This is a genomic window from Wolbachia endosymbiont of Ostrinia scapulalis, assembly GCF_023559145.1.
Lineage (GTDB): Bacteria > Pseudomonadota > Alphaproteobacteria > Rickettsiales > Anaplasmataceae > Wolbachia.
The window spans coordinates 883,285-908,862 of sequence record NZ_CP096926.1 but is presented as its reverse complement, the minus strand read 5'-3'; the positions used below and the strand labels follow the sequence as shown (position 1 = coordinate 908,862).

Genomic DNA, 25,578 nt, shown 5'->3' with positions numbered 1-25,578 from the left:
AATGCTGATAAAAAAACAGCAGTAAATATTTAAAAAAAGTTTGTTGTTAGTGAAGGGTAAATTATATGAATAAAAGTAAAGAAGAAATCGAATTCAGAATATTAGAAAGCAAAGGCAAAGCACTACTTGATCGTGAAATAATGGAAACATTTCTAAGTGCAGTACATGAAAGGCCACAGGCTCAAGAAATTGCTAAAAATCTGGTGAATACTTATACGGGAGTAGGAAAGATTTTAGGTAGAGAAATGGATGACCTGAAAGTTATAGAAGGAGTAACTGATTCTGCAGTAGCAATGATTATGTGTGTTAAGGAAACACTAGAAAGAGTACTGAGAGAAAAGCTCAAGAGTGAGCCAATAATGGACTTACAAGGGCTAGTAGAGTATTTGAACGTAAGTATAGGACACTTAGAAAGGGAATGTGTAAAAATACTGTATTTGAATAAAAGACGCCAACTAACCGGAGAAGAATCCTATATTGGTGAAATGGAAAAAGCACCAGTATACATAAAGGAAATTACAAGAAAAGCATTAATAAAGAATGCAACATTAGTAATAATGTCACACAACCACCCTGGGGGAAGTTTAGAACCTTCAGAAGAAGATCAAGAAGTAACAAAGAGCTTAGCAGCAGCATGTAGTACTGTAAGCGTTAGATTATTTGATCATATTATCATTACAAGTGGGGGTTATTTTAGCTTTAGAGAAAACGGATTGTTATAGCAGAAAGTATTTACAAATCTACTCATATTAATTTATAATGAGTAATATAATGTATAATAACAAAGTTTATTGTACACTTAAAAAGTATTTTTAATATGAGGTTTATATGACTAGTAAAGATCAGAATAAAAAGACTAATGTTAATCACAAGAAAATATTTGGTGCTCTTGAAAGCGTTGATATAGAGCAGTCTAAATTTGTGAGTAAAATTAATAGCCAGAAGGAGATAAAACTGGAAGATACAATGCCTTTCCCTAGCAGAAACGTTCGCGAAAACAAAGTCAACTATGGAAAAGGATTTGACTATGTTTATGGCACAAAACCTGTAAGTGATCAAGAAGATAAAAATCCATTTGCTTCAGCTTTGAAAAAAATAAAGCCGAGTGCAGAAACTTTGAGCTGGTTAAAAAGTGAAGTGGTAGAGGCAAAGAATGTAAATGAATTGCACAAAGTTATAGACAAAGTACTAGCTTCTGGAGCAAGGCTAAATGCATGTAATGATGGAGAATGGAGCTTCAATTATTACTGCTCACCATATGAGAAAACCAAAAGGAGAAAAACCTATACTAACTGTTGAGCAAGCAAGAGATGCAATTAGAGGTACCTCTGCCCTTGTTAATGGTGTTAGATGTTCATATGCTTTTTGGCCAATAGAAGATACAGCTAAGCAAGAAATCTTTAGGTCAATGGGTGAGACTCCAAGACAAAATGCTTTATTTTCCGGGGCAGTTGTTAAAGCAAATGGGTTAGCTGATCGCACTGTACGTACTTACCTAAGAAATCAAGAAACAGGACTACTAGAAGATATAACGGCACAATTAAAAGTTAAAGACATTAGTGATAAAAGTCTTAAGATATACCTTATCAATGCAATTAAACGATCTGCTATTGCAGGACATCCATTTACTCATACAGGAAGCACAGGAGTATATAAACAACGGCATAGGCTACCTGAAATCTTTCACAGTATGGGAAGAGATAGATTAGAACGTGTGGTGCAGGAGCTTTTACAGGCAAAACAATTAGTAAAAGGAATGTCTAAAGGTTCAAGAGAAGATAAGTGGCTTGACGTTATAACAGGACCATTTGCTTGTGGTATAGGAAAATTCACTCCTGGAGCTGAAGATTTTAGCTGTAGACAAAGCTTATAAGTCTCTATCTTTATTTACAAATCCCTCATACAGGTTTAAAATACTATAAATAGGGATTCTAAAATATACTATCAGTTTTCTTAATATATTATCAAATTATTTATCATTATATGATACAACTTACAGCATATTTATAGTAAGGTGTTAATCATGAAAGAGGCAAAGAAGAATCCAGTAGTTAGATTAAAGGCTACAGCTAAAGAATTCAATTTTAGTAAATTAAGAACAAATCAAGATAATAAATTAGCGAATTCCGGTGAAACAATGTTCTTAGATTTTCAAAGGATGAATTTTATTATTAACGGAAAAGAAATAGATAAAAATTTTATTATTGCATTTAAGGAAGGAGCTAAGTACCGCAGAAGCGAACTTTTTAATAGTGATGATATATATAATGACGAAATATTTAACAAAAAAGGAACAAGAGAAATAGATACGGATCATGGCAAAGCATTTGTTGCTTCAGTACTTAAAGATATTGAGAAAGAGCTTGTACAAGATGCATTTGGCGAGTTGTGGAAGGATCATTGCGAAAATCCTGAAACTGCTGATAATCAAAAAACTGATTCATATAAGAAAGAATTTGAAGAATTTTACAATGCTGGTCAAGAGTATACCGATCTACTACCTATAGAGAGAGATGAAAACAAGGATTACCGTTCCTTTGCAAAAAAAGTTTTCAAAAAAATGTTTAGATACGCTGGGGCAGAAGTTCCAAGTGATGCTATTTTAGAAGAGCTAGTCACCAATTGTAATCAAGCTGGGTATGAGGCTGCTCCATTTATACAAACCCAACTTGCACTTGGACAGTCGTTCATAGTAGAAAATCCTAAAAAAGTAATAAACATTGATTGTGCTAACCAAAATAATGTAAGAATTAGATCTAACATGAAGCTACCAATACTTTCTGTCAAAGATCATATGCATGGAGATAAAATATGTAATCTGTCCAGTTCATTGGAATTTATAATTGAATCTTGTGATGGTGAAGACTTTGTAACATACAGAGATGGTAAATTATCACTTACTATTCCTAAAGAGTTGGAAAACTATAAAGATAATGGCAAGACCTTGTTTGACATTATTAAAGAATATTTTCAGAAATTCTGTGCAGAATTAGGGTTTAAATATGAGACAAAAATACAAATAGAGCATGTCTTAGGTACTCAAATTAAAGTAAGTAACCATTTAGATGGTACGATATCAACCACAGGATCAGATGCAAATGAAGAGTTCATCAATCTTTTAAGGAAAAATCTCAGAGGGAGGTTATTGGGATCAGGAGTTACTCTAGGGGGTGAAGATGTTGATGATATTATTGAAGTCAGAGTATCTGCAGTTATGGATCTATTAAGTGATTATGCTAAATTGGAAGATAATAAAGAAAATAGAGAGTTATTAATAAGTGAAGTAGCAGATAATTTAGGGCTTTTCTTTCAAGGTAAAATAGCACCAGAAGTATTGAAAGAGTTTGATGATAAAATAATAAAGTTGATGAATAGCGAAGGTATAGAAAGTAATATAGATCAACATGTAATGGAATTAGAATCTTTACCTTCTTTGATAAAAGGTGAGGTTAATCATAATCAAGTCCAGTGTGTTGTAAATATTTTTACCAATTTAATTATTGAAGGGAAAAGAGAAATATGCGAAAAAAAAGGTGCGATTAATGCAATTGATGCAATTCATAAGAAGGTAGATAAGGCAATTATTGAACAAGAAAAACAAGCAACCAATAAACAAGATATAGAAAATGATAAATGGACAGATAGAATCAAAAAACAGAGATTATCTATGGAACCACATGAACATTTACATTAAAAACACTGGTATGCTCTTTAAATATCTTAGAGTTTAATCTATTTTTTTATTCAATCTACTTAATCAAAAATATTAACTTTGGAGCCAGAAACTACAACCTATTATAAGCTATGATTTCAATTAAAAAGGGATAAGACATCAAATGGTTGAATTACATTCCTGATTCCTGGGTTATTCACTAAACAGTTAGAAATCAAGGAAGCTAAAACCTGCATAAAACCTAGACTTTTTGACCTACATTCCTAAAAGCATTCCTAGTAACTACATACTTAAAGTGAGCTAATATGGCTGATTTTACCATTCCTAAAACCCTTATATATTATATATATATAATAACAATAGTAATAAATAATAAATAAAATAAATATATAAACTACAAATAAAAATTATCAAAAAGAAGGAAGATCAAAAAGACCACTGCAAAACATTACTTAGATTTTATGAAAAAGATACAATTTAGAGATAATTGCAATTAGTGCGGTTTTAAAGGGATTTTACGACTTCATGGTACAATTTGATCACTGAGACCTAAGTTGCTCGTGTAGGATAGCTTAAAACTCAATTACGAGGCATTTCTTTTGCTTTAAACTTTTATCTTTGTAAAAGAAACCCTTGCCTAGCTTATCACGTTTTTTATTCGTTGTAAAATATTTTTTCAAAATAATAAACCAGATGAACGGCAAAGAACAGAAGCGACTGCGAGACGGAATGCTTTGTGTTGAAGGCCTTGTTTTCCTTTTCTACCTTACTATAAACTACTGATTAAAGATACAAAAATAAAAAGAAGCAAATACAGTATTTTAAAGCATTTTATGAGTTTAGGTTTGTTGTTTCTATCTTATACTAAAGAGCCTCTATAATACCGCTAAAAACGCGAATAAAAGGCATACAAACTCTATATGAATGTAATCCATTATAAGAGATGAATAAGTTAGAGTTTTGAGATTAACTCAAGTAAATTGCTACAAAAAACGTCCTGTAGACTTAGCAGCACCTAAAGAAAGTATAAAAGGATTGAGACGATAACCATGGTCTTTGCAAGAATATCCTGGCCAGCCAATGTTTTCAATAACGTCGTTACAATTTGCACCAAGCTCTTTGGATAAAATTTCTTTTATTGCTTTAATCATTCTATTTAGTGGCCTTCTAATCTTGTACTCTAAATTGTGAATTTCTGAATTAAAACCCAAGTGCTCTCCTAGTTGATTGATATTAAGGAACTTATATTTTTCTGCTGGCAATCCGCTTTTGAAATCCTGCCAAAACTGAGCTAACAAAACGTGCATAATACCAAGGCGTGCTACTGAATGCTTACTGATAATTTGAATGTTATTTATGTAGATTGAGTTATTTATAATATGCAAATGTAGTATCTTAGGCTGAGATAGCTCAGTGGATGGAACGAGCAACATTTATTAACTTATTATGTTTAATAAACTTATTATAGTATATTTTCAATAAAAAAGTAGATTTTTTGGACGAATTTTGAAGTTACCGTGTATATATATTATGTACACACTACAACGTACCTCTAATTTCTAGTAATGTCAATCTTAACACTCGACCTCGGCAAACAAACGGGCTGGGCAATTCTTACAGATGGAGTAATTGAAAGTGGGAGCAAAAGTTTTCATGGTAGCCGTTTCAGTAGAGGTGGAATGTGCTTCTTAAATTTTCGTAATTGGCTTAATTCTTTGAAGGACATTTCTGCAGTGTATTTTGAGGAAGTAAGAAGACATCTAGGAACTGATGCAGCCCATTGCTATGGCGGTTTTCTTGCAGTGTTGTCTGCTTGGTGTGAAGAACATCATGTGCCATACAAAGGTGTTAATGTTAAAACTATAAAACGCTTTGTAACAGGCAAAGGTAATGCAAGTAAGAGTGAAGTTATTGAAGCGATACGTGAAAAAGGTTTTGCACCTAGAGATGATAATGAGGCCGATGCTTTGGCATTAATGTTTTACGTTATGAATCTTAGTAAAGATTTTAACATATCAAGAATGCCATAAAAATGGGTCCTTTCGGCCATATTGGCGGGTTTGGTGGGTCAGACCCCAGGCCTTTTCTAGTGTTAGACATATTTTGAATATTAACTTTTTAATTATTAAGATATGAATTTAGCAATCCACTACTATCCTACTCGAAACCTAGTTGAATATGATCGTAATCCTCGTAAAAATGATGACGTAGTAAATAGAATGTGTGTGATTCATAGAGGTTATTACAGCAAAAATGTAAGATAAAATAAAAACTTTGACTTGTGATAGTTTAAATACCTTATTACAATAATATGAATAAATTCATCAACAAGAGGCAATCAGTAAATGGATACCAAAGTTAAGTTGCGTTTGAATTGGATAGAATTATACAAAAAATTAGGTCATGCAGGCAAAGTGTGTCAACACTATAACATTTCACGCTTTACCTTACGAAAATGGTACAAACGTTATGAAAAGCTAGGTGCACAGGGATTGTCAAACCTTAGTAGCAGGCCTAAAACTTTACCCTTACAAAAAATCAACGAGTCAAATGAGCAGCTCATTCTTCATCTGAGAAAAGCTAGAAAATTAGGAGCAAGACGTATTCAAGCTGAATTGAAGCGTTTACATGATATCTCTTTTGCATTGGCTACTATACACAAAGTTTTGAAGAAACACGATGTAAGTCTTTTACGTATTAAACGCCACTATCGCAAGCAGATTAAGCGTTATAACTGCAAAGTGCCAGGAGAGCGTGTACAAATGGATGTTTGCAAAATATCCTCGGGGCTTTATCAATATACTGCTATAGATGATTGTACGCGTTATAAAGTTATCGCATTATACTCAAGGCGTACTTCAAAAAATACTCTGGATTTCTTAAAACAATTAAGGGAAAGGGCTCCATTTCATTGTCAAAGGATTCAAACCGATAGAGGACAAGAATTTTTTGCTTACGAAGTGCAAGAGTGTCTAAAAGAATGGAAAATAAAATTCCGTCCAATTAAGCCGTTTTCACCACATTTAAATGGTAAAGTAGAAAGAGCGCAGCGTACAGATTTAGATGAATTTTATAGTAGCGTTAACATTAAGGATCATGAACTGCAAGTCAAGCTTAGGGATTGGGAAGAATATTATAATAAACAACGTCCTCATAGCTCTCTTCAGGGAAAGACTCCTTGGGAAAAATATAAAGAACTGGAAAAAACAATTCCTTGTCTAAGTGAAATACAAAAAAATTATATTTCATCAAAAGAAACGTTTGTCATGCAAAATTACAAACATGACCAAGAGTTAAAGTCACTTCAAAAATACAAAACCTCTTAACAGGTATTTCAAGTTCAGACTTGATCTGACAAATTAGTTGCAATAACCTCTATGAATCACACAAGTTAGGAGAGTAACAGCTTGCTAGCAGGCTGTTACTCTCTCTACATATCGTTTCAATACAGCTGCATTAGGGAATCTATTTTAAAACTTTCGGCATATAGTTCTCATCATGTTTTGCAAACACCGTATTTGCAAGAAAGGTACTATTATCAAATATTTTACCTTGCACAACAACACCACTTTTTTCTGAAAACATTGGTGGAAGTATTCCCTGATATTTCACCATAATGCTCTTATTAAAATCTGTCATTTGAAAAATCACTTCGCTTTCGCTCCGTATCACGCTATTTTCAACAACCATTCCACCAACACGGATTGGCTTTTGATTATTTGGCAAGACTATGGCTTCACTTACTGTATAGAAAAATGAGATATTTTCTTTGAGCGTTGTTAAAATAAAAAAGACTATGCAGCTTAAAAAGCAGAAAATTCCTAAAGTTATAATTAATCGCTTATGTTTCTTCTTCATTATTATCTTTCAGGCTTTTTAGAATTTTTTTACTTTTAGTATAGCAAGAAATGGTAAGGATCAGTTCTCCGGTAATCAACGTAAAACTAATAAGGTAAGCAAAAATTACATACGTATTCATAATGCACTGCCAATAAATAACTCACCTGCATCAAAATAAATTAAGCTTCCATCCTTTTGCTGCAATACCAATTTACCACTTTTATCTATATCAGCAAAAATTCCTTCATACAATTTGTCAGCTAACTTTACACTGATTTGCTCATTCATTTTGAATGCTTTTTTTAACCACATTTCTCTTATAGCATAAAACCCATCAAATAGCCATTGCTTTCTTAGCTTATTAAAGTTTATTATTAATTCTTTTAACAGATCCATGTAAGACACAGATTCACCGTAATTGCTAATGCACGTTGTGCCTGGAAGTGGCGCATGATTGACATTAATTCCAATTCCTATAATGAGCCAATTTGAATTGGATTTTTTTTCAAGCAATATTCCGCTTATTTTCTTGCCATCGATTAGAATGTCATTTGGCCATTTATGTTGAAGATTGAGATCGTTTATGAATTGATCTCTTGTCATCCCAGTGCTTTGACACTGGGATCCAGAAGAGAAAGTATGGATTCCAGTGTCACGCACTGGAATGACACCGCAGTGGGTTTGATTATTCAAGAAATTTAACGATAATAAAGTATTTCCAACAGCAAGAGCAGTCACAAAAGTCAATTCTGTCAATTTGCTGACATTCTTTTCTTGGTTAATTATCAAACTTGCATAGAGATTACCCTCTGGAGAAATCCAGCTTTTTCCAGTGCGTCCCCTGCCTTCTGCTTGTTTATCGGCAATAATAATAGTTTCATTAGATATCCCTTTCTCAATTAAACCCAATGCTTCTTTATTAGTACTTGGAACTTCTTTGTAATGATAAATACGAAAACCTTCAAGGATCACCTTGTCAGCCCTTTAGTTTAATGAGTGAGTCAAGATCTTCTACATACAAGAAAAGAACGAGATTGATCAGTGAAACCACTGAAGTGATAATGAATAGACCCCTAGAATAAGCAACCTTATTACCACTAGCTTTATCAAAATACATAACTTTCATGATATTTAAATAATAGTAGCATGATATCACACTCGCTATTACAAGGATCAAAGACAGGCTGATAAAGCCAGAATTTATTAAACTTTTGAATATAAAAAATTTAGCGATAAAACCTGCAAGTGGAGGTATTCCTGACATCGAGAGTAATAGTATAGAAAGATGGAATGCTAAAATTGGTTGCTTTTTTCCTATACCAGACAAGTTTGCGATATTGCAATCATCATCGTCAATTTGTACGAGATATGAGAATAGCCCTATGCTTGTGATGATATATATCACCAGATACATTAAGGCACTACCTATTCCTGCTTGTGTAAAAATAGAAAGTGAAGCAAATATAAAACCAATGTGACCAATTGAACTGTAAGCAAACAGCCTTTTTAAGTTTTGCTGATGCAAGGCCCCAAAAGCTGAGATAAGCACAGACAATGCTGAAACGTATAAGAAAATAGGCTGAACATAACTTTTTACATTTACTAACTCTTCATTCATCAATCGAATTAAAAATGTTACAAGTGTAGCTTTTGGGGCCGTAGAAAAAAACGCAGTTACTATGGTAGGTGCACCTTGATAGACATCTGGAGCCCACATATGAAAAGGAGCAATAGCAAGCTTGAAACACAAACCAATAAGGATAAAAACTAACCCAAAAACTATTCCATAAGTTATCTGATGGTTTTGCAAGAATGAACCGAGCTCAGAGAAATTGACTTGTCCTGTATATCCATAAAGCAGCGACATTCCATATAGCATAATGCAGGAAGATAGTGCACTAAGTGTAAAATATTTCACTCCTGCTTCACATGAATAAGCTGAATCTTTATTAAAGCTCGCAAGAACATACAAAGATATACTCATCAACTCAAAAGCTAAATAAAAAGAAATCAGACTATTTGCTGAAACCAAAGTTACCATGCCAAATAGCGCAAAAAGAATCAATATTGAAAATTCATATTTATAGTCATATTTTGATAAATTCAGCATCAAAAGTATTAAAATTCCTGTGCTGAGAATTAACCCTTGGGCTGACCTGATGTATAAATTGAGTTTTAACAACGAATTAAAGAGAAAAATTTCATTGTTTTCTGCCGAAAGAATTAAAATAATCAAAGTTACCACTGTGCAGCCAAGTGCTAATAAGTTGATAGTTCGGCGGTTAAATATAATTCCAAGCAGTAGCAACACTAACGAGGAGATAATAGAGAACGTTTCCGGCAATATCTGTATATAATTCATAGCGCATTATATTTGATTAACAAATTTGCCATACATGGCTTCAAATAATTCAGTGCAAGGGTTGGGTAGAATCCAAGCAAAATAACAAACACTGCAAGCAGAATTAAGATAGAAAATTCTATGCTATCCAAGCGATTATTTAATAATTTAGAATAGCTAACCCCCCATATTATTTGCTTACATAAATTCAGCATATAAACTGCGCTTAAAATAGTGCCAAGTGCGATAAATCCTGTAAAAAACCCTATGCTCTTAAACATTCCAACCATAGCCAAAAACTCACCTATGAATCCAGATGTTCCAGGTAGCCCTATTGAAGCCATTGAAAATAAAATGAACATAAAACCAAATTTTGGCATTGTGTTTACTATGCCAAAATACTTTGCAATCTCCAAAGTTCCAGTTCGAGTATATAGCATTCCAACACACAAAAATAAAGCAGCAGAAATAAGGCCATGACTAATCATTTGAAATATGCTACCCAGTACTCCTTCCTCACAAAATGAAAAGAGGCCAGCGGTAACGATCCCCATATGTGCTATTGAAGAATAAGCTATTAACTTCTTTATATCATCTTGAGCAAACGCAACTAGAGAAGCATATATCACCGCAATAATGCTCAGCACAACAACGAAATTTGAAAAATACAAACTTGCCTGAGGAAGCATTGGAATAGAAAACCTTAAAAATCCATATCCCCCCATTTTAATAAGCAAGCCAGCTAAAATCACAGACCCAGAAGTTGGTGATTGCACATGTGAATCAGGAAGCCAAGTGTGAAATGGAAACATCGGTACTTTTATTGCAAAAGAAATAAAAAATGCAATCCATAGCAATGACTGCACTTCAAGATCAAGGCTTGGCACTAATGTAGCTAATTTTTGTATACTAAACGTTCCAAAAACACTATAGATGTATACTAACCCAAGTAGAAATAATAATGAACCAGTTAATGTATAAAGAAATAACTTAAACGTCGCATATATCCTTTGCTTCCCTCCCCAAATGCCAATAATAAAGAACATTGGTATTAAGACAGCTTCAAAAAACACATAAAAGCTTATAGCATTCAGTGAAACGAAAAAACCGACTACAAAACTCTCAAGCAGTAGAAATAATGCCATATAGGCTTTTAGGGTCGTATAACTCATTTTGCAATTATAGAGCATACAAATAACAAACAAGAAAGTTGTAAGCAGAAGGAAAAGCAACGATATTCCATCCACCCCTATTCCAATATCTCTTACTGGATAGCTGACAAACTGAAAGTCCGTATTGTTATAATCAAATTCTATACAAGCTACAATGCTAAGCAAAAATGGAAGTACAGCAAAAAATAGGGCAAGGAATCTTAAGTGTATAGATTGATGATTAATCCTGATCGAGGATAAAATCAACGCTCCTATCAGTGGAAGCAAGAATATACTAAGTAACAACACCTTCTATTTAATTCCAATAATATATAAAGCACCGATTATTAAAGTAACAAACATAATAAATGCATAATCAAATATATAACCAGTTTGTAACTTTATAGAACTTTTTGAACATTCATTAACCAACCTTACAACACCATTTGGTCCAAATGAATCAATAGCCTTAACATCAAACTTCCATAGAAGCCTAGATATAAACCTTATCGGTGCAATTATAACAAACTCATACACCTCATCAAAGTACCATTTATTCTGCAAAAACTTAAGTAAAAATTTACTCTTAATTTGTCTAATTACTTGATATTGGTAAATTAGGTACGCAAGTGCTATTCCACTTAGGCTTGCTAAGGTTGGCAGTAGTTTTATAAAGAAATTATGAACTCTATGCTCATCAATCATCACTAAACTTGATTTCCAAAACGCATTACTAGTTATGTTCAAAATATTTGCTCCCCATATTCCAGAAAATACTGATCCAAAAGCGAGTATCAGTAATGGTATAAGCATAATCTTTGGTGCCTCATGTATATTAATTTTACTTTGTTTTTGGCTGTGGAACACAAGAAGCAATAACCTCCAAGAGTAAAACGCTGTGAAGAATGCAACAACTAAGCTTATTACAAAAGCAAAGCTATCCGTGCTATAAGCATGTTCAATTATCAAATCCTTTGAGTAAAAACCTGCAAATGGAAATATTCCAGAAAGCCCAAGAGATCCAATCCACATGAGAGTATAAGTGCAAGGGATTTTCTTCCAGCAATTTCCCATTTTCTGAATGTTTTGCTCATGATGCATTGCATGAATCACATTGCCAGCACCAAGAAATAGTAGAGCTTTAAAAAAAGCGTGTGTCATTAAATGAAAAATAGCAACATTGTAAGCAGAAAGCCCACATGCCATGAACATATAACCAAGTTGACTGCAGGTTGAATAAGCAATTATTTTTTTTATATCGTTCTGAGTAATCGCAACCGTAGCTGCAAAGAAAGCAGTAAGTGCCCCAACAATAACTATTAATTCTCGTGCCACATTTGATAGCTCAAATAATGGAGAACATTTTGCTACTAAAAATATACCTGCTGTTACCATCGTTGCTGCGTGAATGAGTGCAGAAACAGGGGTTGGCCCTTCCATTGCATCTGGCAACCAAACATGTAAACCAAGCTGTGCAGATTTACCCATACAGCCAATAAAAAGTAATATGCATATTATATGAGTTACTTTGAATTTACAGCAGAATGCTCTAATGTTCTGCGTGCCAAGAAGATCAGTTGTATCAAAAACTTCAGTAAAATTCAAAGAGTGAAATGTATAATAAATAAGAAAGATTCCAATCAATAGTGCAAAGTCTCCTACCCTATTCACAACAAATGCTTTAATTGCTGCATTATTTGCAGAATATTTTTGGAACCAAAATCCTATGAGTAAATAAGAACACAGGCCAACCCCTTCCCAGCCAAAAAAAAGCTGCACGAAATTATCGCTTACAACCAGCACAATCATGCAAAACGTAAATAGCGATAGGTAAGAAAAAAACCTCGACTTCCCTTTTTCATGCTCCATATAACCGATAGAATAGAGGTGGACTACTAGTGAAACGGTGGTAATGACAATAAGCATTAAGGATGAGAGAGCATCCACACTAATTGCCCAATTTACTTTTAATACACTTAATGAAAATAGAGGAAATAAACTCAAGTGATAATTTTCAGAGAAGGTGAGAAAAACATACCAAGATAAAACTGCAGATATTCCAATCCCTGCCGTTGTAACTAACTGACTTTTTCTAAAAAGTGCTGCAAATAGCGAACCAAAGAGTGGCAAAAATACTATTAATTTCAGTATATCCATCATACTTTCATTCTTTCATTAAGTTCGCTTGTTTAACATCTATATTCCCACGGTTTCTATAATATACAACCAATATTGCAAGCGCAACTCCTGACTCTGCTGCTGCAACAGTCAACACAAACATCACAAAAATTTGCCCAACTATATCATTCATAAAGGCAGAAAAAGCAACTAAATTGATGTTAATCGCCAGCAATAATATTTCTATTGATAACAGTATGTTGATTATGCTCTTACGGTTGATGAAAATACCACACACTCCAATAGTGAACAAAACAGCAGCAATTATCAAAAAGTGATTTAATCCTATTTCCATTCCACTCCTTTTCCAAATTTAGCCTTAATCAATTTTACAGATGAAGATTGTGTCAATTGCTTTAACACGTTCTGTTTTCTAACTCCTTTTTTCTTTTCCTGCAAAGTAAGAGCAATTGCACCAACAATTGCAAAAAGCAGCAGAATACCAGAAAGATGAAAAGCGTACATGTAGTCAGTGTAGAGCAAATTACCGATAGCTTTCACGTTATTGGTATTATAGTTTATAACATTGCTTATATTCGGTGCTGAGCTGCGAATTACAAAGCTGATGATTAGAAAAAACACAACACATAATATAGCACCAAGAGTGAAATGCTTTGCAAAACCCTGATGCAATCTTATGTAGTCGATATCGAGCATCATGACTACAAAGAGGAATAACACTGCAACTGCACCGATGTATACTATCAGCACCATCATAGCAATGAATTCAGCTCCAAGGAGAATAAAAAGCACTGCAGAGTTAACGAAGGTGAAAATTAAAAATAATACTCCATGCACAGGATTCCTTACGCTAATTACACAAACAGCAGATAAAATGCTAAGAATTGCGAAAAAACAAAAGAAAAAAGGCATCGATACTTTAACTGCAACAATAGTTACTAACTTAAAATAATTATTGCCGTAAAGTCAATATTATATTAAACGTTTAAAAACATTGTACTACAAGCTTCAGCTCCATTTTAAATTATTATATAGAGCATTTCCTCAGTCACACAAACACTCTTGACAATTTTAATTTATTAATGTATAATATATGCATGTTAATAGTTAGTCATAGCTCAAAATGTATAACATATTTGGTTACTTCAAAACTTGTGACAAGCAAAGTGAAAAATTAAATAGAGAGAGTTATCAATATACCACAAGAGATTATGTGACAATTTACTTCAATAAAATACACTAGCCAGTTTAGGCAGATCATGGAGAGAATTTAAAGAAAAAGCATATGGGTTTATATATGATATCGGAGCTTGGTTGAAAGAAACATATGAAAATCTCACTGAACGACCTGAAATGCATAACTTCTATGTTCCAGAAAAACTTCCTGTTAAAGCTGAGGAAATAGAGATGAAGGAACTGAATCGTAAGCCTAAGCCATTCAAAACTCCACCTATCCACCCAACAAGCAGAAGCTCTAGTGCCAATACCTCAAATCAAGTTGTTGTTACTCGACATACACCTGAAGCTACTAAAACAAGATAGATAAAAAACCTACGTTTAAATATGTAGTACTTGAGTGAAGCATTCTTTAAACTGTTCTATTCAATAAAATCTTTACAATATTTGGATCATAGGTTTAACTTTACGGAGTTATAGTCTATAGGGCTTCAATGAACGATTATCTCTCACTGTTAAATCCAGAGCAACAATTAGCTGTAACTAACTTAAATGGGCCAATTTTGATACTGGCAGGGGCGGGAACGGGAAAAACAAGAACGATTACTTCAAGAATAGCGCACATAATTAGAAACGGTCACGCTTATTCTGATGAAATATTAGCAGTTACATTCACGAACAAAGCAGCAAATGAAATGATATCAAGAGTGCTTGAACTCACGGGCACAAACATACCATGGCTTGGCACTTTCCATGCAATTGCAGCAAAAATTCTACGTCATCATGCTGAAGTCGTGGGGCTAAATTCCAATTTTACAATTATTGGTGTGGATGACCAATTACAGGTAATAAAAAACATCATGAATGAAATCAGCCCTGATTACCTATCAGAAAAATGTAAGACCATTATGAATATTATTCAGCAATGGAAAGAGAAGTGTTTACTGCCATTCGAAGTGGAAGACGTTCAATCATTTAGGCCAGTGTACGTAACTGCACTCAAAGTCTATCACCAGTATCAGGAAAGGTTAAAATTCCTTAACTCTGTCGATTTTGGTGACTTATTGCTATATAACATACAACTCTTTAATCAAAAGACCGAGGTTCTATCCTACTACCAAAACAAGTTTAAATATATCATGGTAGATGAATATCAAGATACAAATGCAATACAATATCTTTGGCTAAAATACCTTGCAAAAGAGCACTCAAATATTTGTTGTGTAGGAGATGACGATCAATCGATATACAGTTGGCGTGGTGCAGAAGTTGAAAATATTTTGAAATTTTCCGATGATTTTAAAAATGCAAAAACCGTTAAACTGGAGTGTAACTACAGGTCAACATCCCACATACTTGCAACTGCATTATATGTTATCAATCACAATAAGACTCGCTTAGAAAAAAAGTTGTGGACAACAAACATTGAAGGGGAAAAGGTAAATCTAATAAAATTATGGGACGGGAAAGCTGAAGCAAGGTTCATAAGCGAACAGATATTAAAGCTCAATAAATACAGATTTAGTGACATTGCAGTGCTCGTAAGAGCGACTTTTCAAACTAGAGTGTTCGAAGAGTATTTTATAAAATATTCAATTCCCTATAGGATTATAAGTGGCGTAAAATTCTACGAACGTCAAGAAATAAGGGATATAATTGCATATTTGAGACTTGTTACAAATAATAATGATGATCTCGCTTTTGAAAGGATCGTAAATCGTCCCAAAAGAAGCATAGGAGCTACAACTCTAAAGAAAATATACACGACTGCTCAGGATAACAAAATTTCTTTTTTTCAGGCAGCAAAAATATTGGTTAATAGTGATCAAGTAACCGAAAGAATTAAACTCTCAATAAATGATTTTTTAAATAAAATTAAAGCTTGGGAAGAAATAGTAAGCGTAAAACCACTGCATGAATTTGTTAAAATCGTAGCAAATCAATCAGGATATATGGAAATGCTTGAGAATGAAGGAGTGACGGGTTTAGCGCGAATAGAAAATGTTAAAGAGCTCATTTCATCTTTGAAGAATTTTGACAGCACTATAACCTTCTTGGAGCATATTAGTTTGGTGATGGAAGTGGATAATATGAATAGCGATGACACTGTATATGTTATGACTCTTCATGCGGCTAAAGGGCTTGAATTTCCGTGTGTGTTTTTACCTGGTTGGGAAGAAGGATTATTTCCTCATCAAAGATCTTTTGAAGATAAAAGTGGTAAAGCTTTAGAAGAAGAAAGGAGACTCGCATATGTCGGCATAACCAGAGCCAAAGAAAGGTTAATCATTTCATGTGCAGATAGGAGGGAAATTAATAATCAGTGGCAACCAATGCACACTTCTCGATTTATTAAAGAACTGCCAAGAGAAAATGTTGAGGTGATAAAGAGTAGTGCCTACTGTTGAAGCTATAACTGCAGTTCTTACGACAAACACATCTAAATTACTTCAATTATATATTTCTCCTGACAAAAATTCTCTGATGGTCTTAAATAAAATTTTCAGTGAATAATTATCAGACATGTTGTGTTTTGCTGATTTTATTAAGTGTACTTCAACGTCTGTTGATTTGATTTTTTTAGCTAAATTTAATGAAACTTGATAAGGAACATCTTGATCATTAATGCTATGCAGCAAGCGCACAGGACAGTTTACATCTATTGTTTTTTTATTTAAAAGAAGATTCTTTCTACCGTCTTCGATCAGATTTTTAGTTATTTTGTATGCACAATGCTCCGAAGTAAAATCTATTACACCTTTAGAGCTTAGCTCTTCTTTTTGCTTGTCTGACAATTGCTTGAATATTAAATCTTCAGTGAAGTCAGGAGCAGATGATATGCCGATTAATGCTGCAATTTTTTCTGGAAATTGAAGAGCAGTGAGCAGCATCAGCCATCCTCCCATACTTGAACCTATAATTATTTGTTTATTGCTAGTTAATTCACTTATCACTTTAGCACAATTTTTTTGCCAATCACTTATTGTATAATCAGCAAAATCACCACTTGAATTACCATGGCCAAAATAATCAAAGAGCACAAGTGCTATATCATTTTCTTGGCAAAATTTGTAAACGGCAGTTGCTTTAGTTCCATCCATATTGGATGCAAAACCACTAAGAAAAACTATAGAGGCCTTCTTTCCTTGTAGCTTTCGATATGCTATATGGCCATTACTTCCATCGAGTAATTTACAATAATTCATACTACTTTGGCAAGGCAACCGGACTATCGCTCATCGAACGCAAATAGCTGACTAGATCTGCAATCTCTTGTGGATTGGAAATGCCTGCAAATGCCATACGTGTACCTTTTATGTAGGCTTTTGGATTTTTTAAAAAAGCAAATAACTCCTCATACTCCCATTTCCCACCTTTTTCAAGTAGTGCTTTTGAGTAATTGAATGAGCTGCCAAGATGGGCCTTTTTATTTCCAACCACGTTCCATAAGTTTGGCCCCACTTTATTCATTCCACCTTTCTCAAAACTATGACAAGCTATACATTTTTTTGCTGCTGACTTGCCTTTTTCAAAGCTAGCATTCTGCATGAGCTCTCCAATATCAAGTGCCACTTGTTCAATCTTTTGTTGAGGCTCATTGCTGGCTGCTACTATTGTTTGGTGTTCAATTTTATAATCCTCTGGGTTGTAGAGCATATCAACTACATTACTAACTATCATAATTATTAATCCAGAAAGTAAAATCGATGCTGCAATCTTATTAAGCTCCATAGTTAATTCTTATCAAGTAATGTTACTTAAATTATGCAAATATTTTCGCAAACAGTAAACAATTACCTTTATTTCACCAAAGATAGAAATTTCTATTACTTAGCTAAGTTAGGAGACTGCAATTCTATTTCTATCGGAGTAACTTGTGGTTCAATTACATAATGATCTGGAATAACATATTAAAATAGATTTCCTGCAAACTTGTCTGCAATGATTGAAACTGGAACCACTTCTATAATGTTCGTTTGCTTGACCTAAGATTCAGGAGCATTTAAACTGAATTTTATAAAGTACTAGAAATGATAGGAAATCTAAGAGGAATAGTTGATGAGGTGTGTAGCGATCACATAATCCTGAATGTAAATGATGTTGGCTACATAGTATATCTTTCAGCCAAAACTTTAAGTGCTTGTTCGATTGGAAGTAGAGTAAAATTACTTATCGACACTTATGCAAATAGCAGAGAAAACGTTACTCAGCTATATGGCTTTATAAGTAAAGAAGAACAGCAGTGTCTGCGTTTATTAGTTAAAGTGAGCGGTGTCAGCTATAAAACCGCAATGTCAATTTTGAGCAAATTAACTCCAGAGCAACTGTTTTTGGCAATTATAAATGAGGATAAACTAGCACTTAAGGTGAGTGGACTTGGCCTGAAACTCATAAATCGAATTATTACTGAGCTGAATGGCAAAGTAAGTAAATTAGAGACAAATAACAATCATTTTCACTCAATTAGTGAAGATGCTCTTTCAGCTTTGATCAATCTTGGATATGAAAGAACAAAAGCTTATGATACAATAAAAAAAATAGAAGATGAATCACCAAACTTGGATACTAAAGATATTATTCGTATGGCGCTTAAAACAATATGAAGTCAATATCATGTAGTAAGGAATACTCTGAAGATGTACGTAATTTAAATATCAGGCCTGAGCAACTTGATGATTTTGTCGGGCAAAAAGACTTAATACAAAATTTAAAAGTGTTTATAAATGCTGCACAGACGAGAGCTGAAGCTTTGGATCACGTATTGCTCTATGGTCCTCCAGGGCTTGGTAAAACAACTTTAGCACAAATTGTCTCTAAGGAGTTAAGGGTTAGCTTTCGTGCAACTTCTGGTCCATTGCTTAGTAAAGCTGGGGACTTAGCTGCAGTGCTCACTACTTTAAATGCAAAAGATGTTCTATTTATCGATGAGATCCATAGATTAAATCGTAGCATTGAGGAAGTTTTATATACTGCTATGGAAGATTTTTGCCTAGATATACTAGTAGGTGAGGGCCCATCTACCAGAACTTTAAGAATAGATTTACCACCATTTACACTGATTGGGGCAACAACACGGCTTGGACTGCTTTCTGCACCGCTGAGGGATCGTTTTGGTATTCCCCTGCATCTTGAGTTTTATTCTTTTGAGGAACTGGTTGATATTATAAAAAGAGGTGCAAGAGTTCTTTGTGCTGAAATCGAAAAGGATGCTGTGCAAGAAATTGCCTGCCGCGCCCGTGGTACTCCAAGAATTGCTTTGAGATTACTCAGAAGAATAAGAGATTTTGTTGAAGTAAAAGATGATAAAAAAATTACCTGTGAAATTGCCGGTTCTGCACTATCAAAATTGGGTATAGATAAAATGGGACTAAATAAATTAGATATGGATTATCTGAGATTTTTGTTTAACACCTCAGGACCTGTTGGAATTGACACCATATCTATTGCACTATCTGAAGATGTTGGCAATATTGAAGAAACAGTAGAACCTTATTTAATCAAGGTCAGTTTCGTAAAGCGCACACCAAGAGGACGTGTTTTAACTGATCAAGCAAAGGAATATCTCAGCATTAATTCAGTGGTATGCTAGTATTATACTATATTTTATAACATTGTATAGTATTACACTAAACATTATAATATTCTTTTATTATATGATTTGCAGGTGTTTTAGAGGCAAATAAGAAAGTATAGTGAATATGTTCTTGAAAAATTACGTAATATATTCTAGGCTGTATATAGTATGAATGTAAAAATATCAATAAGTTATTGATATTTTTTAAGATTAATACTTATTAAATACTTCATATTGTAAGATTGAGTTATTGTATTTTATAGACTTAAGATAAAATGGTAAAAAGCTTTCTAAACAATTATAGAAACAGTAATTCAATTAATGGAGAAAAAGCAATGGGAAATTTTTTAATCAATAACAACGAAGAGGACGGTAGCTCAATCTTCATTAATCGAATCAGGGAGCAAGATCTCTCTGCAGAGCAGAAGCTCAATGAATTAAAAGGATTCATGGAGGAGCTTGCTAGGAAAGCTGAGCTCAAGAGAATAGAGCTTGAGCGTCAGGCTGCGAGTTGCATTGATGAAACATTATCTCAAGTAGAGCTACAGATACAAGATAGTGAGGATTACTTTACTGATAATAGTCAAGGGGTATTCGCAAATTTCTTTGAATCCCTCTTTAATCTTTTTGAAGTAAATGTAGATCCGAAAGTCTACAAAATGCTCAAGGAGAAGAAAGAGAAAAATCTGCTTCTTTCGATAATTAAGTTTTTGCGTGATAAGCTTAAGAAATTAGTTAAAAAGATCTTCAAAAAAGATTTAGACTTAAGTTGGGATAAAAGGCTAGACAAAGAGATAAAAGAATTGCAGGAGAAATTACTCAGTGGTGGGTTATCTCCGGAAGAGGAAATAGCAATACTCGAACGTTTGCAAGCGTTGCAAAATTTAAAATTGAAGCTTCAAACTTTTCTCGTGGGCTCAGTCATTGCAATGTTTGCAGAAATTTTTGCAGTTGATTTAGCAGCAGTAGTAGAGCAAGATGCAACCGAGAAAAAGGAAGATAAAAAAGCAGAAAAAATAGAATCAAAAGAAGTTTGTCAAGAAATAGAAACAAAAGTGAATGAAATCACACCAATTTCCCTATTTAATTTTTCATCTCAAGTTCCAATGCCAATCACTCTGAATAAGCAAGAACGTGCTATTTTACCAAAGCCTATAGAAAAATTAGTAGACACTCTACCTAAACCTGTTATAAGTCACAAAAATAGTGAAGTACAAAAACTGGAAAAAATGAATAAAGAAAAGAAAGAAGCAAAAGAAGAGAAAACTGAAAAACCAAAGCTAGCTGTCTGTCCACCTGCTCCACAGCAAAAGGAACACAGGAGAGTTAAAAGAAACAACACATCGAAGGATGCTAATGGGAAGAAACGTAAAGGAGAAGAGTCTTCTGCTAAGAGTAAGCAAAAAGCTGCTAATGCTGCTGTGGAATTGCCAGGAGGATTAACTGAGGACATAAAAGTTGAAAACCATACTTCTTCAGTCAAAGAGAGAGGTGTGTAAAGGTTCTCTCTCTTTTTGTCATTCCAGACTGGTTTTTTATCTGGATTCCAGCATCAAGTGCTGGAATGACACCGTCTTGAATGGAAGCCAGTGCCAACGATGCGCCATATTGCAATGTTCGTACAGTTGTGTACTCAGACACTGTTATCCAGACACAATTTCATCATATAAATCTTTCCATTCTTGATTTGTTTTTTCAATTAAGTTTATTTTCCATTTTCTCTGCCAGCTTTTTAGGAGTTTTTCTCTACTAATTGCTAAGTTTATCTCTTGAAATTCTTCAAAATAGACTAGTTTACAAACATTGTACTTTGACGTGAAACCAGAGATGGCTTTGCTTTTGTGTTCCCAAATTCGTTTAGTCAAATTTGATGTTATACCTGTATATAGGTTTCCATTGCGTTCACTTGCAAGTATATAAATATAATAACTTTTCATATATAATAAATAAATTTACTAGATTCCAGACTGGAATGACATTAAAGGAGCTACTTGATGATACCAAAGAGGCTACTTGAATGACAAGAGAGGAGGTAATGGAATAACACCTTTCCTTATTGACTTAAGTCGCAACTGTACAAACATTTCAATATGGCACATCGTTGGCACTGCCTCCCATTCAAGACGGTGTCATTCCATTACCTCCTCTCTTGTCATTCAAGTAGCCTCTTTGGTATCATCAAGTAGCTCCTTTAATGTCATTCCAGTCTGGAATCCAGAAAACTTAATTTAAAAAGTTGTTATTCCAGCACTTCTTCTCTTGTCATCCCAGTCTGGAATCCAGGAGTATAAAAATGGTGAATAAAATTTATGTAAAAAAACTTCTTGTGCTAGTAGTTGATTCTTAATATACTCATTACATAATAATTTAATTCGGAGGCTAATATGCATGGTAATAATGATCCAAATAAAAAAGTACCTGATTCAGGGAGAGTAAAGATTGATCTGAGCAAAATAGATCCAAAGAAAATAGATGATTTTAGAGACATGATTAGACGTGAAGAGGAAAGAAAGAAAAATCAATCTAGTGTTCAGGGCACAAGTAGGAGTGGTAAGTAATTATGTTGATTAATTAGAGAGGTGGCGTTATGCCTAATAAAAGTAAAATAAATCGAGAATTAGTAAAAGCGTTTAATAGTGTTCTTCTTTCTGATAATACTGCTATTACTAATCTCACTATAGAAAAAGATTATGTTGTTCTCTCATTTGATAAAAATATGAATATTGATCAGGGCAGAGAGTACTTGAGCAATATGAGAGAGAGTATAGTAAGAAAATTTTGTGGAGATAATGAAAATGAGGGTGACAAAGCTGCTGCCGAAGAGGCTGCCAATGATCTTTTTTATACAGACTCTTTTCCTTTTAACTTTAATCAAGGGAAATGGACTACAGATAGTAGCAGATATAGGTTTTCAGTGCCAATTGAAAAAGAGGTAGTTTGTAATCTAAAATATTTGCTAGCTAATGAACTTATAAGATTCACAATAGAGAGTATTATAGACGCTCATCCTGATCAGGGTTATGTGGAAAACAATGTATACGATGTGAGCTTTGACAGAAAATCTTATTTATACTGTAAGGGCTTTGATGATCAAGAATTAAAAGACTCTTTTGTAAAATCATTCTCATCGAGAATGGAAAGTTATGAAAATAGTCCTAAAAGATCTAAGGGTTTTTTAGAAGAGAAGGGGAATTATGTATATTTAAAGAAAGGCGTTTTTGATGATCTTAAGTTCGTCAAAGACATAGTAAGGCATGAAATATGCTTGACATGTCGTTGTTTTGATACTCCAAAAGGCGAGATTGGAGTTACTGACATGCTGAAATTTGCAGTGGTTGATTTGCTTCGTAAAGCAAACATACCAGTTGATCGTATTGTACGTGACTCTTACTTGAGCAGTAACAAAGATTTAGTTTTAATTCCTATTGTAAGTAATAATAATGAGGAGGGATATTTAACAAGAGAAGAAGTGAATCACGTTAATAATATGTTTGGTATGGATATATTAAATAGCTTTGAAGGTCGGACTTCACAGAAATCGCTATTGGGCAGTAAAGGAGTGTATGGAATAGATTTTGCTAACCCAGACATTGCTTACTGCGTGATGGATAAGATCATAGAGAGCTCTGTAATCAATGAGGATTATAAACTGTCCATTGATCCTGCGCGTGTGCCAGCTATGAAACCACAAACTCTTGCCCCTTCTGAAGAAAAAGTAGGGACGGATGGACCAAGTGCAGATACAAGTGCAGATAGTGGTTTTGTTGATTCACCTAAGAATTCAGTTATAGATAAATCACATAATGGAAACTCAAGCAAATTCCTTGGGCCCGACTACTATGGTGAAGGTGAGGGTGATGTTTCGGTTAAAGATAGTGGCTTTGGCCCTTCTTCAGGACGATCTTCTTTTAATAAGCCCAAAACAAAATTTAACCAACCTTCTATATCACAGCCTAACCAATGTTCTGCAAAAAAGCAGACATCAACTAGTAAAAAATAAATTTGTTGTATTTTATAGCTAAAGAAAATTAGACTATTTGAGGACGAATTGTGAATGAAAGTTTATTTGCCAAAGTAGAGCTGCCTTGGCCTACAAATCTTGGTTTCTTTATCGTTTACCATTTCATACCACTGGGCAACCCAACCAGTGGTTCTTGCAAGTGCAAAAATGGGTGTAAACATACTTGAAGGGATACCAATAGCATTCATTATTATACCTGAATAAAAATCAACATTTGGATACAACTTACGTGTAATAAAATACTCATCCTTTAAAGCTATTTCTTCAAGTTTTTTTGCAATTTCAAGTAATTCATTGTTTTGCTCTAGTTTGCTTAAAATCTCATGACAAGCATCCTTTAATATAAGCGCGCGCGGATCATAGTTTTTATAAACACGATGTCCAAATCCCATTAGCTTAAATGGATCTTTATCATCTTTAGCTTTCTCAATGAATCTATCTACACTTCCACTTTGCTCTATCTCTTTGAGCATATTTATAACTGCCTCATTAGCTCCACCGTGTGCTGGACCCCAAAGTGTAGCAACTCCTGCAGACAGGCTTACAAATAGATTAGAACCAGCTGACCCTACCAATCTGACAGCTGCTGTAGAAGCATTCTGTTCATGATCAGCATGGAGAGTAAATATTTTATCCAGAGCTTTTACAAAAAGGGTATTATTAACAGCACTGCCAAATATCATATTTAAGAAATTCTCACTATAACTTAATTTATTATTAGCATTTATGAATTCCTGATTGTTGATATGTCTATAAATCATTGCAACAATTGCAGGAACTTTTGCTATTGCAGAAATTCCAAAATCTAAATCTTCACCATTGACATTTTTGCCATGCATTTCATGGTAAGACGCTGACAAATTTGCAAAACATGCAACTAAAATCGACATAGGGTGAGCAGTTTTTGGAAATGCTTTGATTACATTTGTAACTTGCTCTGATACTTTGGATGATTCTTGTATTTTGAGAAGAAATTTTTTGTGTTGCTCTGAACTGGGTAATTCACCATAGAGCAATAAATAAATCACAGCAGTAAAATTATTATTCTCTGCCAAATCAGCTATATTATGTCCCCTATATTTAAGAACTCCTTCATCTCCATCAATAAATGTAATTGAAGAAGAACATGAAGCTGTGGAAACAAATCCTGGATCGTAAGTGAATAATCCTGTCTTTTTATATAAATCCTTAATATTTAACACATCAGGACCTACTGTTCCACTTAATACGGGCAGATCAATTTTTGACCCATTACTTAGTTCCAATAATGCTTTTTTATCCATCACTTGAGCTACTTAATTTTATACAGAATATACAAACTGAAGAGTATATATTAATACAGCTAACTTTACATTAACCGTATTAAGCGGTCATCAATGCTTTTACTTTTGCATTTAAGCGACTTATTTTACGCGCAGCGGTATTCCTATGAATGACACCTTTATTTACACATTTGTGTAAATTGGATTCAGCATTCCGAAATGCCAAGACAACATTCTCTTTATCACCAGACTTGATTATATCAACTAATCTTCTAATAGCAGTACGAGTTTTGCTTTTTCGCATCTTATTTACTAAAGTACGCTTTGCTATTACCTTTATCATTTTTTTAGCACTCTTATGATTTGCCATATATTAATACCTGTACTTTTCTTTTAATTA

Annotated in this window: 26 protein-coding genes and 2 pseudogenes; 14 read left to right on the top strand and 14 right to left on the bottom strand. The window is 33.8% G+C overall.

Annotated elements, in window-relative coordinates; all coding sequences use genetic code 11:
- Window positions 1-65 precede the first annotated feature (65 nt).
- The 4 genes and pseudogenes from M1L26_RS04445 to M1L26_RS04430 all read left to right on the top strand — a co-directional run bounded on the left by M1L26_RS04445 (window position 66) and on the right by M1L26_RS04430 (window position 3,694).
- Complete coding sequence (locus tag M1L26_RS04445) at window positions 66-722, top strand: JAB domain-containing protein (RefSeq protein WP_250120019.1); 657 nt, start codon at window positions 66-68, stop codon at window positions 720-722.
- A gap of 106 nt (window positions 723-828) precedes the next feature.
- Window positions 829-1,281, top strand: a pseudogene (locus tag M1L26_RS04440) (hypothetical protein); the annotation flags it as partial.
- Window positions 1,232-1,873 (top strand): annotated as a pseudogene (locus M1L26_RS04435) (P-loop NTPase family protein); the annotation flags it as partial. The pseudogenes M1L26_RS04440 and M1L26_RS04435, both read left to right, overlap by 50 nt.
- A 150-nt stretch (window positions 1,874-2,023) precedes the next feature.
- Window positions 2,024-3,694: a hypothetical protein gene (locus M1L26_RS04430; protein ID WP_250120018.1), complete on the top strand. Its 1,671-nt coding sequence runs from the start codon at window positions 2,024-2,026 to the stop codon at window positions 3,692-3,694.
- Window positions 3,695-4,656: 962 nt separating this feature from the next.
- Here the strand turns inward: M1L26_RS04430 and M1L26_RS04425 are convergent.
- On the bottom strand, window positions 4,657-5,106 hold the full coding sequence (locus M1L26_RS04425) for a hypothetical protein (protein ID WP_211908246.1): 450 nt from the start codon (window positions 5,104-5,106) through the stop codon (window positions 4,657-4,659).
- Window positions 5,107-5,238: 132 nt separating this feature from the next.
- Between M1L26_RS04425 and M1L26_RS04420 the strand changes: the two genes are divergently transcribed.
- The 3 genes from M1L26_RS04420 to M1L26_RS04415 all read left to right on the top strand — a co-directional run bounded on the left by M1L26_RS04420 (window position 5,239) and on the right by M1L26_RS04415 (window position 6,999).
- Window positions 5,239-5,703, top strand: a complete 465-nt coding sequence (locus tag M1L26_RS04420; RefSeq protein ID WP_250120017.1) for a crossover junction endodeoxyribonuclease RuvC — start codon at window positions 5,239-5,241, stop codon at window positions 5,701-5,703.
- A 102-nt stretch (window positions 5,704-5,805) separates the two neighbouring features.
- Window positions 5,806-5,937 (top strand): hypothetical protein, encoded by a 132-nt coding sequence (locus M1L26_RS06440; protein WP_256465899.1) that lies wholly within the window; start codon window positions 5,806-5,808, stop codon window positions 5,935-5,937.
- Window positions 5,938-6,018: 81 nt separating this feature from the next.
- Window positions 6,019-6,999, top strand: coding sequence for an IS481 family transposase (locus M1L26_RS04415; protein WP_250119961.1), 981 nt, complete (start codon window positions 6,019-6,021; stop codon window positions 6,997-6,999).
- 139 nt (window positions 7,000-7,138) lie between these two features.
- Here M1L26_RS04415 and ccmE read toward each other — a convergent pair whose 3' ends face one another.
- The 8 genes from ccmE to M1L26_RS04380 are packed head-to-tail and all read right to left on the bottom strand — an operon-like array spanning window position 7,139 to window position 14,056.
- On the bottom strand, window positions 7,139-7,531 hold the full coding sequence (gene ccmE / locus M1L26_RS04410) for a cytochrome c maturation protein CcmE (protein ID WP_250120016.1): 393 nt from the start codon (window positions 7,529-7,531) through the stop codon (window positions 7,139-7,141).
- Complete coding sequence (locus M1L26_RS06590; protein ID WP_444875946.1) at window positions 7,515-7,652, bottom strand: CcmD-like small membrane protein; 138 nt, start codon at window positions 7,650-7,652, stop codon at window positions 7,515-7,517. The genes ccmE and M1L26_RS06590 overlap by 17 nt, the downstream gene beginning before the upstream one ends.
- Entirely contained in the window at window positions 7,649-8,485 is an 837-nt protein-coding gene (locus M1L26_RS04405) for a biotin--[acetyl-CoA-carboxylase] ligase (protein ID WP_211907601.1), read from the bottom strand. The genes M1L26_RS06590 and M1L26_RS04405 overlap by 4 nt, the downstream gene beginning before the upstream one ends.
- A gap of 4 nt (window positions 8,486-8,489) precedes the next feature.
- A complete protein-coding gene (locus M1L26_RS04400) occupies window positions 8,490-9,875 on the bottom strand; it encodes an NADH-quinone oxidoreductase subunit N (protein WP_211907600.1) in 1,386 nt (461 codons plus the stop codon).
- Window positions 9,872-11,314 (bottom strand): complex I subunit 4 family protein, encoded by a 1,443-nt coding sequence (locus tag M1L26_RS04395; RefSeq protein ID WP_250120015.1) that lies wholly within the window; start codon window positions 11,312-11,314, stop codon window positions 9,872-9,874. Before M1L26_RS04395 ends, M1L26_RS04400 begins: the two co-directional genes overlap by 4 nt.
- Window positions 11,315-11,317: 3 nt before the next feature.
- Window positions 11,318-13,165, bottom strand: coding sequence for an NADH-quinone oxidoreductase subunit L (gene nuoL / locus M1L26_RS04390; protein WP_211907598.1), 1,848 nt, complete (start codon window positions 13,163-13,165; stop codon window positions 11,318-11,320).
- Window positions 13,166-13,169: 4 nt separating this feature from the next.
- Entirely contained in the window at window positions 13,170-13,478 is a 309-nt protein-coding gene (gene nuoK, locus M1L26_RS04385; protein ID WP_211907597.1) for an NADH-quinone oxidoreductase subunit NuoK, read from the bottom strand.
- Window positions 13,469-14,056 (bottom strand): NADH-quinone oxidoreductase subunit J, encoded by a 588-nt coding sequence (locus M1L26_RS04380; RefSeq protein ID WP_250120014.1) that lies wholly within the window; start codon window positions 14,054-14,056, stop codon window positions 13,469-13,471. The genes nuoK and M1L26_RS04380 overlap by 10 nt, the downstream gene beginning before the upstream one ends.
- Before the next feature lie 381 nt (window positions 14,057-14,437).
- On the opposite strand from M1L26_RS04380, the gene M1L26_RS04375 reads away from it, so the two are divergent.
- Together M1L26_RS04375 and M1L26_RS04370 are read left to right on the top strand one after the other, a co-directional pair.
- On the top strand, window positions 14,438-14,686 hold the full coding sequence (locus tag M1L26_RS04375; protein ID WP_444875949.1) for a WD_0964 family protein: 249 nt from the start codon (window positions 14,438-14,440) through the stop codon (window positions 14,684-14,686).
- Window positions 14,687-14,814: 128 nt separating this feature from the next.
- The gene (locus tag M1L26_RS04370; protein WP_250120013.1) at window positions 14,815-16,728 is read left to right on the top strand and encodes an ATP-dependent helicase; all 1,914 of its coding nucleotides are present in this window, start codon (window positions 14,815-14,817) and stop codon (window positions 16,726-16,728) included.
- Between the two features lie 42 nt (window positions 16,729-16,770).
- Here M1L26_RS04370 and M1L26_RS04365 read toward each other — a convergent pair whose 3' ends face one another.
- Both M1L26_RS04365 and M1L26_RS04360 read right to left on the bottom strand, forming a co-directional pair.
- Entirely contained in the window at window positions 16,771-17,526 is a 756-nt protein-coding gene (locus M1L26_RS04365) for an alpha/beta hydrolase (RefSeq protein WP_250120012.1), read from the bottom strand.
- Between the two features lies 1 nt (window position 17,527).
- The gene (locus M1L26_RS04360) at window positions 17,528-18,052 is read right to left on the bottom strand and encodes a c-type cytochrome (RefSeq protein ID WP_007302376.1); all 525 of its coding nucleotides are present in this window, start codon (window positions 18,050-18,052) and stop codon (window positions 17,528-17,530) included.
- Window positions 18,053-18,351: 299 nt separating this feature from the next.
- Between M1L26_RS04360 and ruvA the strand changes: the two genes are divergently transcribed.
- From ruvA to M1L26_RS04345, 3 genes are all read left to right on the top strand, one after another.
- Window positions 18,352-18,924, top strand: a complete 573-nt coding sequence (ruvA, locus tag M1L26_RS04355) for a Holliday junction branch migration protein RuvA (protein ID WP_211907593.1) — start codon at window positions 18,352-18,354, stop codon at window positions 18,922-18,924.
- On the top strand, window positions 18,921-19,910 hold the full coding sequence (gene ruvB / locus M1L26_RS04350; RefSeq protein ID WP_006012928.1) for a Holliday junction branch migration DNA helicase RuvB: 990 nt from the start codon (window positions 18,921-18,923) through the stop codon (window positions 19,908-19,910). Before ruvA ends, ruvB begins: the two co-directional genes overlap by 4 nt.
- 260 nt (window positions 19,911-20,170) lie before the next feature.
- Complete coding sequence (locus tag M1L26_RS04345) at window positions 20,171-21,394, top strand: hypothetical protein (protein ID WP_250120011.1); 1,224 nt, start codon at window positions 20,171-20,173, stop codon at window positions 21,392-21,394.
- Between the two features lie 144 nt (window positions 21,395-21,538).
- Here M1L26_RS04345 and M1L26_RS04340 read toward each other — a convergent pair whose 3' ends face one another.
- Window positions 21,539-21,832, bottom strand: a complete 294-nt coding sequence (locus tag M1L26_RS04340; RefSeq protein WP_250120010.1) for a GIY-YIG nuclease family protein — start codon at window positions 21,830-21,832, stop codon at window positions 21,539-21,541.
- A 447-nt stretch (window positions 21,833-22,279) separates the two neighbouring features.
- Here M1L26_RS04340 and M1L26_RS04335 point away from each other — a divergent pair, with 447 nt between their 5' ends.
- Both M1L26_RS04335 and M1L26_RS04330 read left to right on the top strand, forming a co-directional pair.
- The gene (locus M1L26_RS04335; RefSeq protein ID WP_211907591.1) at window positions 22,280-22,453 is read left to right on the top strand and encodes a hypothetical protein; all 174 of its coding nucleotides are present in this window, start codon (window positions 22,280-22,282) and stop codon (window positions 22,451-22,453) included.
- 29 nt (window positions 22,454-22,482) lie between these two features.
- Entirely contained in the window at window positions 22,483-23,895 is a 1,413-nt protein-coding gene (locus M1L26_RS04330; RefSeq protein WP_211907590.1) for a hypothetical protein, read from the top strand.
- Window positions 23,896-23,957: 62 nt separating this feature from the next.
- Here M1L26_RS04330 and M1L26_RS04325 read toward each other — a convergent pair whose 3' ends face one another.
- Window positions 23,958-25,199, bottom strand: a complete 1,242-nt coding sequence (locus M1L26_RS04325) for a citrate synthase (protein WP_211907589.1) — start codon at window positions 25,197-25,199, stop codon at window positions 23,958-23,960.
- Window positions 25,200-25,278: 79 nt separating this feature from the next.
- Complete coding sequence (rpsT, locus tag M1L26_RS04320; protein WP_211907588.1) at window positions 25,279-25,548, bottom strand: 30S ribosomal protein S20; 270 nt, start codon at window positions 25,546-25,548, stop codon at window positions 25,279-25,281.
- Between the last annotated feature and the right edge of the window lie 30 nt (window positions 25,549-25,578).